At 70.1% G+C, this 16,110-nt stretch carries 16 protein-coding genes and 1 riboswitch; of the genes, 10 read left to right on the top strand and 6 right to left on the bottom strand.

Annotation, left to right across the window (positions count from 1 at the left end; all coding sequences use genetic code 11):
* Positions 1-8 precede the first annotated feature (8 nt).
* The 3 genes from F8R89_RS23545 (at position 9) to F8R89_RS23535 (ending at position 2,104) form a co-directional block, all read left to right on the top strand.
* The gene (locus F8R89_RS23545) at positions 9-269 is read left to right on the top strand and encodes a UBP-type zinc finger domain-containing protein (protein ID WP_151785806.1); all 261 of its coding nucleotides are present in this window, start codon (positions 9-11) and stop codon (positions 267-269) included.
* A 270-nt stretch (positions 270-539) separates the two neighbouring features.
* On the top strand, positions 540-953 hold the full coding sequence (locus F8R89_RS23540; RefSeq protein ID WP_055624136.1) for a hypothetical protein: 414 nt from the start codon (positions 540-542) through the stop codon (positions 951-953).
* 17 nt (positions 954-970) lie between these two features.
* Complete coding sequence (locus F8R89_RS23535; RefSeq protein WP_225994470.1) at positions 971-2,104, top strand: RNA polymerase sigma factor SigF; 1,134 nt, start codon at positions 971-973, stop codon at positions 2,102-2,104.
* A 21-nt stretch (positions 2,105-2,125) separates the two neighbouring features.
* On the opposite strand, the gene F8R89_RS23530 is transcribed toward F8R89_RS23535, so the two are convergent.
* Positions 2,126-2,572 carry a hypothetical protein gene (locus F8R89_RS23530; RefSeq protein WP_151785804.1) on the bottom strand — a complete coding sequence of 149 codons (447 nt, stop codon included), beginning with the start codon at positions 2,570-2,572 and terminating at the stop codon, positions 2,126-2,128.
* Between the two features lie 148 nt (positions 2,573-2,720).
* Between F8R89_RS23530 and F8R89_RS23525 the strand changes: the two genes are divergently transcribed.
* Positions 2,721-3,689, top strand: a complete 969-nt coding sequence (locus F8R89_RS23525) for a diacylglycerol/lipid kinase family protein (RefSeq protein ID WP_151785803.1) — start codon at positions 2,721-2,723, stop codon at positions 3,687-3,689.
* Between the two features lie 317 nt (positions 3,690-4,006).
* On the top strand, positions 4,007-4,264 hold the full coding sequence (locus F8R89_RS23520; protein ID WP_003992873.1) for a WhiB family transcriptional regulator: 258 nt from the start codon (positions 4,007-4,009) through the stop codon (positions 4,262-4,264).
* A 166-nt stretch (positions 4,265-4,430) separates the two neighbouring features.
* On the opposite strand, the gene F8R89_RS23515 is transcribed toward F8R89_RS23520, so the two are convergent.
* Positions 4,431-5,897 (bottom strand): sensor histidine kinase, encoded by a 1,467-nt coding sequence (locus F8R89_RS23515; RefSeq protein ID WP_151788259.1) that lies wholly within the window; start codon positions 5,895-5,897, stop codon positions 4,431-4,433.
* Between the two features lie 665 nt (positions 5,898-6,562).
* On the opposite strand from F8R89_RS23515, the gene nagB reads away from it, so the two are divergent.
* Positions 6,563-7,348, top strand: a complete 786-nt coding sequence (nagB, locus tag F8R89_RS23510; RefSeq protein WP_151785802.1) for a glucosamine-6-phosphate deaminase — start codon at positions 6,563-6,565, stop codon at positions 7,346-7,348.
* 72 nt (positions 7,349-7,420) lie between these two features.
* On the opposite strand, the gene F8R89_RS23505 is transcribed toward nagB, so the two are convergent.
* The 4 genes from F8R89_RS23505 to F8R89_RS23490 all read right to left on the bottom strand — a co-directional run bounded on the left by F8R89_RS23505 (position 7,421) and on the right by F8R89_RS23490 (position 12,078).
* Complete coding sequence (locus F8R89_RS23505; RefSeq protein WP_151785801.1) at positions 7,421-8,902, bottom strand: glycoside hydrolase family 3 protein; 1,482 nt, start codon at positions 8,900-8,902, stop codon at positions 7,421-7,423.
* A gap of 9 nt (positions 8,903-8,911) precedes the next feature.
* Positions 8,912-9,742 carry a carbohydrate ABC transporter permease gene (locus F8R89_RS23500; protein WP_151785800.1) on the bottom strand — a complete coding sequence of 277 codons (831 nt, stop codon included), beginning with the start codon at positions 9,740-9,742 and terminating at the stop codon, positions 8,912-8,914.
* A complete protein-coding gene (locus F8R89_RS23495; RefSeq protein WP_151785799.1) occupies positions 9,739-10,722 on the bottom strand; it encodes a carbohydrate ABC transporter permease in 984 nt (327 codons plus the stop codon). The genes F8R89_RS23500 and F8R89_RS23495 overlap by 4 nt, the downstream gene beginning before the upstream one ends.
* A 78-nt stretch (positions 10,723-10,800) precedes the next feature.
* The gene (locus F8R89_RS23490; protein WP_151785798.1) at positions 10,801-12,078 is read right to left on the bottom strand and encodes an extracellular solute-binding protein; all 1,278 of its coding nucleotides are present in this window, start codon (positions 12,076-12,078) and stop codon (positions 10,801-10,803) included.
* Between the two features lie 357 nt (positions 12,079-12,435).
* Here F8R89_RS23490 and F8R89_RS23485 point away from each other — a divergent pair, with 357 nt between their 5' ends.
* From F8R89_RS23485 to F8R89_RS23470, 4 genes are all read left to right on the top strand, one after another.
* Positions 12,436-13,200 carry a GntR family transcriptional regulator gene (locus F8R89_RS23485; protein WP_151785797.1) on the top strand — a complete coding sequence of 255 codons (765 nt, stop codon included), beginning with the start codon at positions 12,436-12,438 and terminating at the stop codon, positions 13,198-13,200.
* Positions 13,201-13,348: 148 nt separating this feature from the next.
* Positions 13,349-13,612, top strand: coding sequence for a DUF3311 domain-containing protein (locus F8R89_RS23480; protein WP_079034149.1), 264 nt, complete (start codon positions 13,349-13,351; stop codon positions 13,610-13,612).
* Positions 13,609-15,237 (top strand): monocarboxylate uptake permease MctP, encoded by a 1,629-nt coding sequence (gene mctP, locus F8R89_RS23475; protein ID WP_151785796.1) that lies wholly within the window; start codon positions 13,609-13,611, stop codon positions 15,235-15,237. The genes F8R89_RS23480 and mctP overlap by 4 nt, the downstream gene beginning before the upstream one ends.
* A 73-nt stretch (positions 15,238-15,310) precedes the next feature.
* A complete protein-coding gene (locus F8R89_RS23470; protein ID WP_151785795.1) occupies positions 15,311-15,817 on the top strand; it encodes a GNAT family N-acetyltransferase in 507 nt (168 codons plus the stop codon).
* A gap of 45 nt (positions 15,818-15,862) precedes the next feature.
* Positions 15,863-15,995: riboswitch (cobalamin riboswitch) on the top strand.
* Positions 15,996-16,110 lie beyond the last annotated feature (115 nt).

The raw sequence follows: 16,110 nt of genomic DNA, 5'->3' as shown, positions 1-16,110 counted from the left end.
TGGCAATCATGAAACAGTGCACGCACGCCGACGGGCTGCCGCACCCGGAACCCGAGCCGCTGAGCGAGACGTGTCCGGAGTGTCTGGCGGAGGGTACGCATCCCGTACAACTCCGGCTCTGCCTCACCTGCGGTCACGTCGGCTGCTGCGACTCCTCCCCCAGCCGGCACGCCACCGCGCACCACAAGGAGACCGGACATCCGGTCATGCGGACCTTCGAGCCGGGGGAGAACTGGCGCTGGTGCTTCGTGGACCACGTTCTCGTGTGACGGGGACGTAGGCTGGACGGCGCCGGAACCGGACGGTTCGACCGTCTGACGTCTGGGTACGTCAAACCGGCGCGCGCTCTTCCCAATTGGGCCCGCAGACCCCCTAGCCACGGAGCGTATCCGTGTGTTTACTATGAGTGACAGCAAGGGGTTGGGGTCCTGGGGACAGGAAACTTCGAAGCGCGGTAGCGTCACCGCTGAACCACAGATCGCGTTACCCCGGGGGGCGACCCTCGGCCCCGAGAAGCTTGTACCACCTTGGAGGTGAGGGTGTCCCAGATCGCAGGCGAGCCCGTGACCCAGGACTTCGTGGAAGTCCGGCTGCCGGCTGCGGGTGCCTACCTGTCGGTGCTGCGTACGGCGACTGCCGGCCTCGCCGCCCGTTTGGACTTCACCCTCGACGAGATCGAGGACCTTCGCATCGCGGTGGACGAGGCCTGCGCGATCCTGCTCCAGCAGGCCGTGCCCGGCTCGGTGCTCAGCTGCGTGTTCCGGCTCGTCGACGACTCGCTGGAGGTCACCGTCTCGGCCCCGACCACGGACGGCCACGCCCCGTCGCGGGACACCTTCGCCTGGACCGTCCTGTCGGCCCTGGCCGGCAAGGTCTCCTCGGCGGTGGACGAGGACAAGACCGTGTCGATCAGCCTCTACAAACAGCGCGGCGCGGGACCCGGGCCGGCGTGAGGGACGGGGACGGGCCGGTGCGGGACGAAGAGCGCGGCACACGGGGGCTGCCGGACGGCACCTCCTTCTGCTCCGACGGAGCCGGGAGCCTGGGGGCGGGCCCGAGCGGCCCGAGCGGTTCCCGCCGCATGGCGGACGGCATCGACGGCATCCCCGAGCAGGCCCGGCCGCACCCGGAGGACGACTCCGTGGCGACCGGCCTCCTGGACGACGGGCGGGGTGACGAGGGTGCCGTGCAGGGTGCGCCCCCGGCCGGGCGCATCGGGGTCTCCCCGGCCCGGCCGGCGGCGAGGGCTCGGGAGAGGGCGACGGGCGGGACGATGAGCGAGCACGAGCGACAGGCCGAGGACCGGGCGGCGGCCGGCGCGCGCGGCGCGCAGGCCACACGCCACGACCCGCAGGACCGCAGCGGGGCGCGCGCCCTGTTCATCGAGCTGCGCGGGCTGCAGGACGGCACCCCGGAGTACGCGGAGCTGCGCAACCGGCTGGTCCGGATGCATCTGCCGCTCGTGGAGCACCTCGCGCGCCGCTTCCGCAACCGCGGCGAGCCCCTCGACGACCTCACCCAGGTCGCCACGATCGGGCTGATCAAGTCGGTCGACCGGTTCGACCCGGACCGCGGCGTGGAGTTCTCGACGTACGCGACGCCGACAGTCGTCGGCGAGATCAAGCGGCACTTCCGCGACAAGGGCTGGGCGGTCCGCGTCCCGCGCAGGCTGCAGGAGCTGCGCCTCGCGCTGACGACGGCCACCGCGGAGCTGTCCCAGCTGCACGGCCGCTCCCCCACGGTCCACGAGCTCGCGGAGAAGCTGGCGATCTCGGAGGAGGAGGTCCTGGAGGGCCTGGAGTCGGCCAACGCCTACTCCACGCTGTCCCTGGACGTCCCCGACACCGACGACGAGTCCCCGGCGGTCGCGGACACCCTGGGCGCGGAGGACGAGGCGCTGGAGGGCGTCGAGTACCGCGAGTCGCTCAAGCCGCTGCTGGAGGACCTCCCGCCGCGCGAGAAGCGGATCCTGCTGCTGCGCTTCTTCGGCAACATGACCCAGTCGCAGATCGCGCAGGAGGTCGGCATCTCCCAGATGCACGTCTCGCGTCTGCTGGCGCGCACGCTGGCGCAGCTGCGGGAGAAGCTCCTCGTGGAGGAGTGACGGCCTCGGCCGGGCGGGCGGTTACCGCTCGCCGGGTTCGGCGCCGGGCCGCCGGATGCCGAGGGCCCGCGTGGTCGACGGGCTGAGCAGGAAGACCAGCGTGGCGATCGCGGCGGCGGCGACGGCGATCCCCACCGGGATGGCGATGCTGTCGGCCTGCAGCAGGCTGTAGGCCACCGGCAGCGCCAGGATCTGGGTGATCACGGACGGTCCCCGGCTCCAGCTGCGCAGGGCGAGCAGTCCGCGCGCGGCGAGCAGCGGCAGCAGGGCGAGGACGACGAGGGTGACACCGAGAGTGACGGCCTGCTGCCGGTCGTCGGGGTCGCCCGTCAGTCCGAGGACCAGCACCCAGACACCGCCGACGGCCAGTCCCAGCCCTTCCAGGGCGGTGAGCACGGCGGCGTAGGTCAGCCGCCGCGGGCGCGGACCGGCGGTTTCCTCGGGAGCGGGGGTCTGCTGCTTGGTCACCCTTGAAGGGTAGCCGTCCGGGCGGAGCCTCTTTCCGGCCGAGGTCCCCTATCTCCCCCGCTTCCCGTGGCGAGGCTCACGCGGGTCGCCACGGTCGATCCCCACCTCGGCCTGTGCCCGGTACCCCCCAGTAGGTACGCTGCCAGTCATGCGTGCACTTCTCGTGGTCAATCCGGCGGCAACCACCACAAGCGCACGTACGCGCGATGTCCTGATCCATGCGCTCGCCAGCGAGATGAAGCTGGAGGCGGTCACCACCGAGTACCGCGGACACGCGCGCGACCTGGGGCGGCAGGCGGCGGACAGCGACGACATCGACCTGGTGGTCGCCCTCGGCGGCGACGGCACGGTGAACGAGGTCGTCAACGGTCTGCTGCACAAGGGCCCCGATCCGGAGAGGCTGCCGCGGCTCGCGGTGGTGCCCGGCGGTTCCACGAACGTCTTCGCCCGCGCCCTCGGGCTGCCCAACGACGCCGTCGAGGCGACCGGCGCCCTGCTGGACGCGCTGCGCGAGGGCAGCGAGCGCACGGTCGGCATGGGGATAGCCGCCGGCACCCCGGGGACCGCCGACGAGGCGGTGCCGGGCCGGTGGTTCACCTTCTGCGCGGGGCTCGGCTTCGACGCGGGGGTCGTCGGCCGGGTCGAGCAGCAGCGCGAACAGGGCCGGAAGTCCACACACGCTCTGTATCTGCGCCAGGTGGCGCGCCAGTTCCTCCAGGAGCCCAACCGCCGGCACGGCACGATCACGCTGGAGCGGCCGGGCGAGGACCCGGTGACCGATTTGGTGCTGTCCATCGTCTGCAACACCGCTCCGTGGACGTATCTGCTCAATCGCCCCGTGTACGCGGCGCCTAAGGCCTCGTTCGATACCGGTCTGGACGTACTCGGTCTCAGCCGGATGTCCACGGTCGCGGTTGCCCGGTATGCGACCCAGTTGCTCACTTCGTCCCCCGAGCGGGGACCCCATGGCAAGCACGCGGTCTCGTTGCACGATCTGGACCGGTTCACCTTGCATTCGAAGGTCCCCCTGCCCCTTCAGATGGACGGCGACCACCTGGGGCTGCGTACGAGCGTGACGTTCACAGGCGTACGCCGTGCACTGCGTGTGATTGTGTGAGCGGAACGGGCGAAAGTCCTTTCACTCGAACGTTTAGGCCAGGATCCACCCCATGGAAGTACGGCTGTGACCTAGTCGACACCGAGGAATCAAAAAAAACTTTCCGGAAGGGGTTGTATCCGCCGCCGAGGTTTGCGAGTCTCTACATGGCGATCGGGACGGCCCGCAAGACCGGCCTCCACTGATCACCAGAATCCCCTTCAACTCACAGGACCCACGCCGGGAAACCTGGCGGTAGGCCCTTCACTTGTTGAGGGATTCGTGAAAGCGTTCACATTCACAAGCAACCCGCATGTAATCAAGGAGAGGTAGCAGCCATGGACTGGCGTCACAACGCCGTTTGCCGCGAGGAAGACCCCGAGCTCTTCTTCCCCATCGGCAACACCGGTCCTGCGCTGCTGCAGATCGAGGAAGCCAAGGCCGTCTGCCGTCGCTGCCCGGTTATCGAGCAGTGCCTGCAGTGGGCGCTCGAGTCCGGTCAGGACTCCGGCGTCTGGGGTGGTCTCAGCGAGGACGAGCGCCGCGCCATGAAGCGCCGCGCCGCCCGCAACCGGGCTCGTCAGGCCTCCGCCTGACACTCCCACCCCGCAGCACAGCCTGAGCTTGGCGGCGCGTACAGCGCGTACGCATCTCCCGCCCCGAGCCGCAGCGCGCAGTACCCCCGATGAGCACTGGCCCCGGACCTTCTGGTCCGGGGCTCTTTGCCGTCCGGAGCCGTCCGCGCTCCCCCGCCGGCCGGGGCTACTTGGTCGCCCGTACCGGGATGTCGAGGATCACCCGGGTGCCCCGCTCCGGGGCGGGGACCATGTCGAACGTGCCGCCCAACTCGCCCTCGACGAGCGTCCGTACGATCTGCAGGCCGAGGTTGCCCGCGGTGTGCGGGTCGAAGCCCGCGGGCAGGCCGACACCGTCGTCCTGGACGGTGACCAGGAGGCGCGCCTGCTTGGTCGTCCCGCCGCGGACGGCCGACACCTCGACGGCGCCGGTGTCGCCGTCGCGGAACCCGTGCTCCAGCGCGTTCTGCAGGACCTCGGTCAGGACCATCGACAGCGGGGTGGCGACCTCGGCGTCCAGGATGCCGAAGCGGCCCGTGCGCCGGCCGGTGACCTTGCCGGGCGAGATCTCGGCGACCATCGCGAGCACCCGGTCGGCGATCTCGTCGAACTCGACGCGCTCGTCCAGGTTCTGGGAGAGCGTCTCGTGCACGATGGCGATCGAGCCGACACGGCGGACCGCCTCCTCCAGGGCCTCCCGGCCGCGGTCGGACTCGATGCGCCGGGCCTGCAGGCGCAGCAGGGCGGCCACCGTCTGAAGGTTGTTCTTGACCCGGTGGTGGATCTCCCGGATCGTCGCGTCCTTGGTGATCAACTCGCGCTCGCGGCGGCGCAGTTCGGTGACGTCCCGGAGCAGCACCAGCGAACCGATGCGGATGCCCTTGGGCTTGAGCGGGATCGCCCGGAACTGGATGACGCCGTCCTCGGACTCGATCTCGAACTCGCGGGGCGCCCAGCCGCTGGCGACCTTGGCGAGCGCCTCGTCCACCGGGCCGTGCGTCGGGGCGAGTTCGGCGGTGGTGCGGCCCAGGTGGTGGCCGACCAGGTCGGCGGCGAGCCCGAGGCGGTGGTAGGCGGACAGCGCGTTCGGGGAGGCGTACTGGACGACGCCGTCGGCGTCCACCCGGATCAGGCCGTCGCCGACCCGCGGTGAGGCGTCCATGTCGACCTGCTGGTTGGCGAACGGGAACGAGCCGGCCGCGATCATCTGCGCGAGGTCCGAGGCGCTCTGCAGATAGGTGAGCTCCAGACGGCTCGGGGTGCGGACGGTGAGCAGGTTGGTGTTGCGGGCGATGACGCCGAGGACGCGGCCCTCCCGGCGGACCGGGATCGACTCGACGCGGACCGGGACCTCCTCGCGCCACTCCGGGTCGCCCTCGCGCACGATGCGGCCCTCGTCGAGCGCGGCGTCCAGCATCGGGCGGCGGCCGCGCGGGACGAGGTGGCCGACCATGTCGTCCTGGTAGGAGGTGGGGCCGGTGTTGGGCCGCATCTGCGCCACGGAGACGTACCGGGTGCCGTCGCTGGTGGGCACCCACAGCACGAGGTCGGCGAAGGAGAGGTCGGAGAGCAGCTGCCACTCCGAGACCAGCAGGTGGAGCCACTCGAGGTCGGTGTCGTCGAGGGCCGTGTGCTGGCGTACGAGTTCGTTCATGGAGGGCACGAGGCCGAGCGTACCTGGGGTTACGGACGGGACCGGCATGCCGCCCTCGGGCAGCCGTACGGCCCCGGAGACACCCGCGGGCCGCGGCGCCTGAGAGGGACCCTCAACCCTCCCGGCACCGCAGCCCGGAGCAATATCGGCCGTGGGGTGTGCGGTCCCGGTCGGCCGAGGATGAGGACCCGGGGCAGTCAGGGCAGAGAGCTCCGGTTCCTCGGTCCGCCTTCCTGTGCGGGGAAGACGGAAGTCGGTGCGTACTTCGTACTACGCACTCCCTGGCATTGTGGACTAGACCACTCGGGTGTGTCCATGCGTGGGAGCTTGTTCGCTGTTGGCGCTTCTGTGCGGGCTCTCGGACCGGCCCGAGCCGGTCGGTCGCCCTGGCATACATCACGCAGCCTAACCCGTGTGGGTTCATGTCGGGGCGGGTCGACCGGGGCAATTCCAGCGGGCGACCGCCGGTTCGTCCCGGCCTGCCCGGTTCGAGTGGTTCGTACCGGGTCACACGGCCTGCGGAAGGGCCCTGAACAGCGGGCCGGAAAGGCGACCCGCGGGCCGCGCTCACCTGGGCCGGAAGGCCCCGCTCTGTTAGATTGGTCTAAACCACATGCTCCCTTCAGGGTGCCCTTCGAGTCCCTCCTGAGATCGGCAGGCCCAGCGTGGAAGTTGTCATCGTTCCGGACGCCCAGGCGGGTGGCGAGCTGATAGCCGAGGCCATGGCCCAGCTGCTCCGACGCAAGCCCGACGCCCTGCTCGGTGTGGCCACCGGGTCGACACCGCTGCCCATCTACACGGCGCTCGCGGCCAAGGTGCGCTCCGGTGCCGTCGACGCCTCACGGGCGCGCGTCGCCCAGCTCGACGAATACGTGGGGCTCCCGGCCGAGCACCCGGAGTCCTACCGCTCGGTGCTGCGCCGCGAGGTGCTGGAGCCGCTGGGCGTCGGCATGGACGCGTTCATGGGCCCGGACGGCACGGCCGAGGACGTGCAGGCCGCGTGCGAGGCGTACGACAAGGCCCTCGCGGCGGCCGGCGGGGTCGACCTCCAGCTGCTCGGGATCGGCACGGACGGGCACATCGGCTTCAACGAGCCGTGTTCCTCGCTGGCCTCGCGGACCCGGATCAAGACGCTCACCGAGCAGACCCGCGTGGACAACGCGCGCTTCTTCGACGGGGACATCGAGCAGGTCCCGCACCACGTGATCACCCAGGGCATCGGGACGATCCTGGAGGCGCGGCACCTGGTGCTGCTGGCCACCGGCGAGGGCAAGGCGGACGCGGTCGCCGCGACCGTCGAGGGACCGGTCGCCGCGATCTGCCCGGCGTCGGCGCTGCAGCTGCACCCGCACGCCACGGTCGTCGTCGACGAGGCCGCCGCCTCGAAGTTGAAGCTGGCGGACTACTTCCGGCACACGTACGCCAACAAGCCCGACTGGCAGGGGATCTGAGTCCCCGCTCCCGCGCACATGACGAAGGCGCCGGCCCCCTGGGAAGGGGGCCGGCGCCTTCGTCGTCGGTACCTAGACGCCCGCGATGACCTCGGCCGCCGCGCGGCCGCAGACGCGGGCCGCGCCGTGGGTGGCGATGTGCAGGGCGCCGCGCGGGGCGGCCTGGGGGACGCCCATCTCGACCACGATCGTGTCGGGGCGGGCCGTGAGCAGGTCGTCCAGGGCCGCCGCCATCCAGGGGTGGCGGTGCTCGTCGCGCACGACCGCCACCAGACGGCTGCCACCCGCCGCCGCCAGCGCCTCGCGGCCGGCGTCCTCGCCCGTGTGGCTGCCCGTGCGGGTGCCGGGGAGCAGGCGGTCCAGGTCCGCCGCCACGCCCCACGGCGTCTCGTCGCCCACGGCGATGTTGGCGACCGGCGTGAAGGCGGCGACATAGGGCGCCTCGGTGAGCGGGGTGAAGGACGCGGCGCCCGTCAGCCGCAGGGCGCGGCGGGCCGCGACCAGGCCGATGTCGGGGCGGGCCTCGACCGGTTCCGCGGTGGCGGTGGCCGTCCAGCGGGCCAGCTCGCGGACGCGTTCGGCGGCCTCCGCGAGCCGGGCCTCGGGGAGCTCGCCCGCGCGGACGGCCGTGACGAGGGCGTCGCGCAGCCGCCGTACCGTCTCGTCGTCGGCGAGGCCGCCGCCCACGCAGATCGCGTCGGCGCCGGCCGCGATCGCGAGGACGCTGCCGCGTTCGATGCCGTAGGTGGCGGAGATGGCCTGCATCTCCATGCCGTCGGTGACGATGAGTCCGGTGTAGCCGAGTTCCCCGCGCAGCAGATCGGTCAGGACGGCGCGGGACAGGGTGGCCGGGCGGTCCGGGTCCAGTGCGGGGACCAGGATGTGCGCGCTCATCATCGCCCGGGTGCCGGCGGCGATCGCCGCGCGGAACGGGGCGAGTTCACGCTCCGTCAGCACCGCGGCGCCGGCGTCGATGCGGGGCAGCGCGTGGTGGGAGTCGACGGCGGTGTCGCCGTGGCCGGGGAAGTGCTTGGTGCAGGCCGCGACGCCCGCCGACTGGAGGCCGGTGACATAGGCGGCGGTGTGCCGGGCGGCCAGGTCGGTGCCGGCGCCGAAGGAGCGCACGCCGATCACCGGGTTGGCCGGGTTGGAGTTGATGTCGGCCGACGGGGCCCAGTTGAGGTTGACCCCGCAGGCGGCGAGGCGGCGGCCCAGCTCGGCGGCGACCTGCCGGGTGAGCTCGACGTCGTCGACGGCGCCGAGGGCGTGGTTGCCGGGGAAGCTGGAGCCGGAGCGCACCTCCAGCCGGGTCACGTCACCGCCTTCCTCGTCGATCGCCACGAGGACGTCGTCGCGCTCGGCGCGCAGCTGGGCGGTGAGGGCCGCCAGTTGCTCGGGCGAGGCGATGTTGCGGCCGAACAGTCCGACGGAGGCGAGGCCCTCCCCGAGCCGGCGCAGCAGCCAGTCCGGGGCGGTGGTGCCGGTGAAGCCCGGCTGGAGGACGGTCAGGGCATCGCGCGTGAGTGTGTCGGTGCCGCTGGCGATTGTCGTCATCGGGTGGCGTTATCCCTTCACGGCGCCGGCCGTCAGGCCGCTGACTGCCCTGCGCTGCAGGAAGACGAAGAGGATCAGGATCGGGATGGCGAAGAGGGAGGACGCCGCCATGGTCGCGCCCCAGTCGTTGCCGAACGCGGTCTGGAAGCTGGACAGCCACAGGGGCAGGGTCTGCGACTCCGCCTCCTTGTTCAGCACCAGGACCAGCGGGAACTCGTTCCACGCGGTGATGAAGCCGAACAGGGACGTGGACATCAGTCCCGGCGCGAGCAGCGGCAGGATGACCTTGAGGAATGCCTGGGAGCGGGTGCAGCCGTCGACCATCGCCGCCTCCTCCAGTTCCCGGGGCACCGCGGCGACGAAGCCGCGCAGCGTCAGGATGGTGAAGGGCAGGATCATCATCATGTAGAAGACCGTCAGCGGCAGCAGGCTGTTCAGCATCGACGCGTCGCGGACGATCATGTACATCGCGATGATCATGACCTCCCAGGGTGCCATCTGGGCCAGCATGAAGCCGATGACGAACCCGCGCCGCCCCTTGAACCGCATCCGGGCGAGGGCGAACGCGCCGGCCAGCGCGACGACGAGGGCGAAGGCGACCGCGCAGACGGTGACGATCAGCGAGTTGCCGACGTAGGTCCAGAAGTGGTCGACGCCCGTGGCCCGCTTGAAGTGCTCGAAGGTGACGTCGGTCGGGAACCAGACCGGGTCCTCGGAGATGATGTCGCCGGTCGGCTTGAACGCCGTGGCGAACATCCAGTACACGGGGAAGACGAAGCCGATGAACAGGATGACGGCCGTGACGTTGGGCCACAGGCGGCCGAAGAGTGAGCGCTTCACAGCTCGTCCTCCTCTTGCTTGAGCACGATCCTGAGGTAGTACGCGGTCAGGCCGAGCAGGATCAGGATGGTCAGGACGGCGATCGCGGCGCCCATGCCGTAGTGCTGGTTGCCGACGCCCTCGATGTAGGCGTAGACGGGCAGGATCTCGGTGAGCCGGTCGGGGCCGCCGCCGTTGATGGTGAAGACCTGCACGAACGCCTTGAAGACCCAGATGACCTCGAGGAAGGTCGTGGCGTAGAGGAAGGGCCGCAGGAACGGCATGGTCACCGTGGTGAAGCTCTTCCACACGCCCGCGCCGTCCAGGGACGCGGCCTCGTACAGCTCGCTGGGGATGGTGGTCGTGGCCGCGTAGAGGTTGATCGCGACGAACGGGATCGACATCCACACGATCAGCAGCGTGACCACGAAGAACGTGGACATCTGGCTGCTGGTCCAGCTGTAGTCGGCCATCGAGTGCCAGCCGAGCTTGTCGAGCACCCAGTTGACGACGCCGAAGCGCTGGGCGAACAGCCACTGGTAGACGGTGCTCGCGGCGACCACGGGCATCGCCCAGGCCAGTACGAGCCCCATCATGAGCGTGAGCCGCATCCGCTTGCCGAGGCGGGCGAGCAGCAGGCCGATCAGCGTGCCCGCGACCATGATCAGGACGACGTTGACCGCCGTGAACAGGATCGAGCGCAGGGTGACGCGCCAGAAGTCCTCGCCGGTGAGGACCTGCTGGTAGTTCTCGACGCCGTTCCACTCGGTGACGTGCTGGATCAGCTGCGCCATGTTGAGGTTCTGGAACGACAGCAGCACGTCCTTCAGCAGCGGCCAGCCGAGCAGCAGCACGGTGGCCGCGCAGGCCGGCAGCAGCAGGAGGTACGGGACGAACGCGCCCGCGCGCTTCCCCGTCGCGGGTCTGCGCCCGCCGGGGCCCGGCGTCGTCTTCGCCACGTCCACCGGACCGGAGGGCGGCCGTTCGGTCTGCACGGTCATGCTCGCGATCTCTCTTCTCGACCTACCGGAACGAGGGTGCGGGGGCGGCCCGAAGGCCGGCCCCCGCACCCGGTGCCCTTACTGCTGCTGCGCGAGGCGCTTGTTGAACTCGTCCTCGACCTGCTTGGCGGCGGCGGCCGGGGACTTGCCGTTCAGCACGGCGGTCATGTACGTCTTCACCGGGTTCGGCGCGTTCTCCACGGCGGCCCACTCGGGGATCAGCGGCGTGGTGCCACCGCCCGCGGCGGCCGGCGCGGCGGCCTCGGCGACCACGTTGCCCTTGAGGTTGCTCTGCAGCGACTCCTTGTTGGGGATGACGCCGTTGAGCTTGGCGAGCTCGCCCTCGTAGGTGTCGGACAGGGCGATCTTCAGGAACTCCTTGGCCAGCTCCTGCTTCTTGCTGCCCGCGGCGACCGCGAGGTTGGAGCCGCCGAGGAAGACGCCCTCGGGCTTGTCGGCCGTGGCACCGGGGATGGTGAAGTAGCCGATCTCCTTCTCGATCTTCGGGTTCGCCTTGGTGGCGATGCCGGCCTCCCAGCCCATGCCGATGAAGGCGCCGACGTTGCCCTTGCCGAAGACCTCGCCCTGCTGCGGGGTGGCCTCGTCCTTGTCCTTGGGGGCCTTGGACAGGGCCTGGAACTTCTTGTAGGTCTCCATCGCGGCGGCGACCTTGGGGTCGGCGAGGTTGGAGACGTACTTGCCGTCCTGCTCCTTCACGAGCTGGACGCCCTCACCGATGGTGAGGCCGACGAAGTGGTACCAGTTCTGGCCGGGCAGGTAGATCGGCTCGGCGTCGGTCTTCTCGCCGATCTGCTTGAGGTCGGCGTAGAACTCGTCGCGGGTCTTGGGCGTGTCCTTGATGCCGGCGTCGGCCCAGATCTTCTTGTTGTAGAGCACGACGCGGTTGGCGAAGTACCAGGGCGCCGCGTACTGCTTGCCCTCGAAGATCGAGGACTCGTTGAGGGACGCCGTCCACTCGCCGCCGATCTCGTTCTTGAGGTCCGCCAGGTCGGCGAGGCCGCCGGTCTTGGCGTACGCCGGGGTCTGGGTGTTGCCGATCTCGAAGACGTCCGGCGGGTTGTCCTCGGAGAGCGCGGTGGTCAGCTTCTGCTGGATGCCGTTCCACTGCTGGATCTCGAACTTGACCTTGGCCTTGGTCTTCTTCTCGAACGCCGCGGCGACGTCCTTCTGCCACTGGTCGGGCGAGGAACCGTCCATCACCCACACCGTCAGCGTCTGGCCCGCGTAGCCGTCCGCCCCGGCCTTTCCGTCGCCGTCGCCGTTGTCGCCCCCGCACGCCGCCAGGGAGATCATCATGCCCGCGACACCGATCGCGGATATCAGCCTGCGCTTCACGCCACCCTCCTCAGGGATGCCACAAACCCCCCTGCCTCCCCGCACTAGCGATGGGCCGGGACCTGGACCAATGGTGTAGACCAGTACCCGGAGCTTGGACCAGACCAGAAGGGGTGTCAAGGGTGGTGGAATACGCTCCGACCAGCCGTTATGCGACCTACATATGCAGGAACCTTTAAGTAAGAAACCCTCGAAAAGGCGATTCACAGCCGCCATCAGTCGCTATACCACTGCATTCTGTGGACTAGACCAAACGGCGCGGCGACGGTATACAGAACAGATCACGGAGCGTACGGGGACAGGCCCCACGCGCGCGTGCCACGATGTGAGCCGCAGCCGGAGCCGGGAAGGCGGAGCATGAGCACCGACGTCAGCAGTGCGGAGAACGAGAGCGGCGTCCCCGTCCGTACCGCCCGCGTGCCCAAGTACTACCGCCTGAAGAAGCACCTCCTCGACATGACGGAGACCCAGGCGCCCGGCACCCCGGTGCCGCCCGAGCGCACGCTCGCCGCCGAGTTCGACACCTCGCGCACGACCGTGCGCCAGGCCCTGCAGGAACTCGTCGTCGAGGGCCGGCTGGAGCGCATCCAGGGCAAGGGCACGTTCGTCGCCAAGCCGAAGGTGTCGCAGGCGCTGCAACTCACCTCGTACACCGAGGACATGCGCGCCCAGGGCCTGGAGCCGACCTCCCAGTTGCTGGACATCGGGTACATCACCGCCGACGACCGCCTGGCCGGCCTGCTCGACATCACGGCCGGCGGCCGGGTGCTGCGCATCGAGCGGCTGCGCATGGCGAACGGCGAGCCGATGGCCATCGAGACCACGCATCTGTCGGCCAAGCGCTTCCCCGCCCTGCGCCGGTCGCTGGTCAAGTACACCTCGCTGTACACCGCCCTCGCCGAGGTCTACGACGTGCACCTCGCCGAGGCCGAGGAGACCATCGAGACCTCCCTGGCCACCCCCCGCGAGGCCGGCCTGCTCGGCACCGACGTGGGCCTGCCGATGCTCATGCTGTCCCGGCACTCCCTGGACCGCACCGGACAGCCGGTGGAGTGGGTGCGCTCGGTCTACCGCGGCGACCGGTACAAGTTCGTCGCGCGACTGAAGCGGCCGCAGGACTGAGGCGTCAACGCCGCTGCTCAGCCGCCCTGTGGCGCGTACACGATTCCTCCACATCCGAACCGTGACCGAGGCCTTCCGCTGCGGTCGCGCCGTCACCTAGATTGCCCGGGCATTTCACAGGCGATCAACAAGGGGACGGAGCCGTCAGATGTCAGATGCCCCAGAAGTGAACAGAGGCGTGGTGACGCCGACCCGGGTGGTCATCGGCCTCTGCCTGGCCGCGCCCTTCGTGGCGATGCTGTGGGTGGGTTCGTACGCCAAGACCGACCCGGAGTTCATCGGCATCCCCTTCTTCTACTGGTACCAGATGCTGTGGGTGCTGCTCTCGACGCTGCTGACCATGACGGCGTACAAGCTGTGGCAGCGTGACCAGCGCGCCCGCGCCCCGCGGAAGGGCGGTGCGGCGGAATGAACGACGGCGTGAACGGCGTCGCGCTCGGCGTCTTCATCTTCTTCTTCCTGGCCGTCACGGTCATGGGGTTCCTGGCCGCGCGCTGGCGCAAGGCCGACAACGAGCACAGCCTCGACGAATGGGGCCTGGGCGGCCGGTCGTTCGGCACCTGGGTGACCTGGTTCCTGCTCGGCGGCGACCTGTACACCGCGTACACCTTCGTGGCGGTCCCGGCGGCGATCTACGCGGCCGGCGCGGCGGGCTTCTTCGCGGTGCCGTACACCATCCTGGTCTACCCGCTGATCTTCACGTTCCTGCCGCGGCTGTGGTCGGTGTCGCACAAGCACGGCTATGTGACGACCTCGGACTTCGTGCGCGGACGGTTCGGCTCCAAGAGCCTGTCGCTGGCCGTGGCGGTCACCGGCATCCTGGCGACGATGCCCTACATCGCGCTCCAGCTGGTCGGCATCCAGGCCGTCCTGGACGTGATGGGCGTCGGCGGCGGCGAGAGCACCAACTGGTTCGTCAAGGACCTGCCGCTGCTCATCGCCTTCGGCGTGCTGGCGGCGTACACCTACTCGTCGGGACTGCGCGCCCCCGCGCTGATCGCCTTCGTGAAGGACACGCTGATCTACATCGTCATCGCGGTGGCGATCATCTACATCCCGATCAAGCTCGGCGGCTTCGACGAGATCTTCGCCAAGGCGGGCGACGCCTTCGCGGAGCCGAACCCGAAGACGGGTGCCCCGCGCGGGGCGCTCACCCCGGGCGACGCGACCCAGTGGACGTACGCCACGCTGGCGCTGGGCTCCGCGCTCGCGCTGTTCATGTACCCGCACTCGATCACCGCGACGCTGTCCTCGCGCAGCCGTGAGGTGATCCGGCGCAACACCACGATCCTGCCGCTGTACTCCCTGATGCTGGGCCTGCTGGCCCTGCTGGGCTTCATGGCGATCGCGGCCGGGATCAAGGTGCAGAACGGGCAGCTGGCGATCCCGCAGCTGTTCGAGGACATGTTCCCGGCCTGGTTCGCGGGCGTGGCCTTCGCGGCCATCGGCATCGGCGCGCTGGTGCCGGCGGCGATCATGTCCATCGCGGCGGCGAACCTGTTCACCCGCAACATCTACAAGGACTTCATCAAGCCGGACGCCACGCCCGCCCAGGAGACCAAGGTCTCCAAGCTGGTGTCGCTGCTGGTGAAGGTGGGCGCGCTGGTCTTCGTCCTCACCATGGACAAGACGGTCGCCATCAACTTCCAGCTGCTGGGCGGAATCTGGATCCTGCAGACCTTCCCGGCCCTGGTCGGCGGCCTGTTCACCCGCTGGTTCCACCGCTGGGCCCTGCTGGCCGGCTGGGCGGTCGGCATGGTCTACGGCACGCTCGCCGCGTACGGGGTGGCGACCCCGGCGCAGAAGCACTTCGGCGGCTCCTCCAAGGAGATCCCGGGCATCGGTGAGATCGGCTACATCGGTCTGACGGCGTTCGTGCTCAACGTGCTGGTCACCGTCGTCCTGACGTTCGTCCTGAAGGCCGCGAAGGCCCCGGACGGCGTCGACGAGACGAAGCCGGAGGACTACACGGCGGACGCGGGCGACCCCGGCGTCCAGGTGGAACTGCCGCCGGCCACGGCGGGCTCGTCCCACTGAACCACCCGTGAGCGGCGGGCCGTCGGAGAGATCCGGCGGCCCGCCGCTGCGTGCGTACGGCACACTCGGCGGTATGGACATCGTGATCCGGCCGGCGGACCCCGGCGAGTACGGCCCTCTGGGCGAGATCACCGCACAGGCCTACCTCCAGGACGGCTTCCTCGACTTCGGCGAGGACGACGCCTACCTCGGCGAGCTGAAGGACGTGGCCAAGCGCGCGGCGGCCGCGCAGGTGCTCGTGGCCGTCGAGCACGGCCGCCTCCTCGGCGGTGTGACCTTCGTCCCCGAGGGCGGCCCGATGGCCGATCTGGCGGGCCCCGGCGAGGCGGAGATCCGTATGCTCGCCGTCGACCGCGCGGCCCGGGGCCGGGGCGCCGGCGAGGCGCTCGTGCGCGCCTGCGTCGACCGCGCCCGCGCCACGGCGGGCTGTGTGCGCGTGGTCCTCTCCTCCCAGCCCACCATGCACAGCGCCCACCGCCTCTACGAGCGGCTGGGCTTCGTCCGTACGCGGGAGCGGGACTGGAACCCGCTGCCGGAGCTCCTCGACCTCACGCTCGTGACCTACGAGTTGACGCTCTGACACCAGTACGCCACAACATCTAGGGGTGGCGCGGCAGGCGAGCACAAGATGTATGCTCATGCTCGCTGTCGCCGCAGGGGAATCCGGTGCGAATCCGGAACTGTCCCGCAACGGTGTACTTGTGCATGTCTCATGCGCTTCGTCAGTCCGAGGACCTGCCGACAGTGCGTCCCGGCCACCCGGCCGGTGCGCTCCGACGTCCGGGCCTCGTGGAATGGGCCGGTGGACGCGACGCCCCGTGCGCTCGTGAGCTGCCCCCTGCCCTCCGCAAGGCCCTGTGCCGAGCGAGGGAG

The organism is Streptomyces sp. SS1-1 (assembly GCF_008973465.1).
In the GTDB taxonomy this organism is placed as follows: Bacteria; Actinomycetota; Actinomycetes; order Streptomycetales; family Streptomycetaceae; genus Streptomyces.
This window is presented reverse-complemented; position numbering and strand designations above follow the sequence as displayed.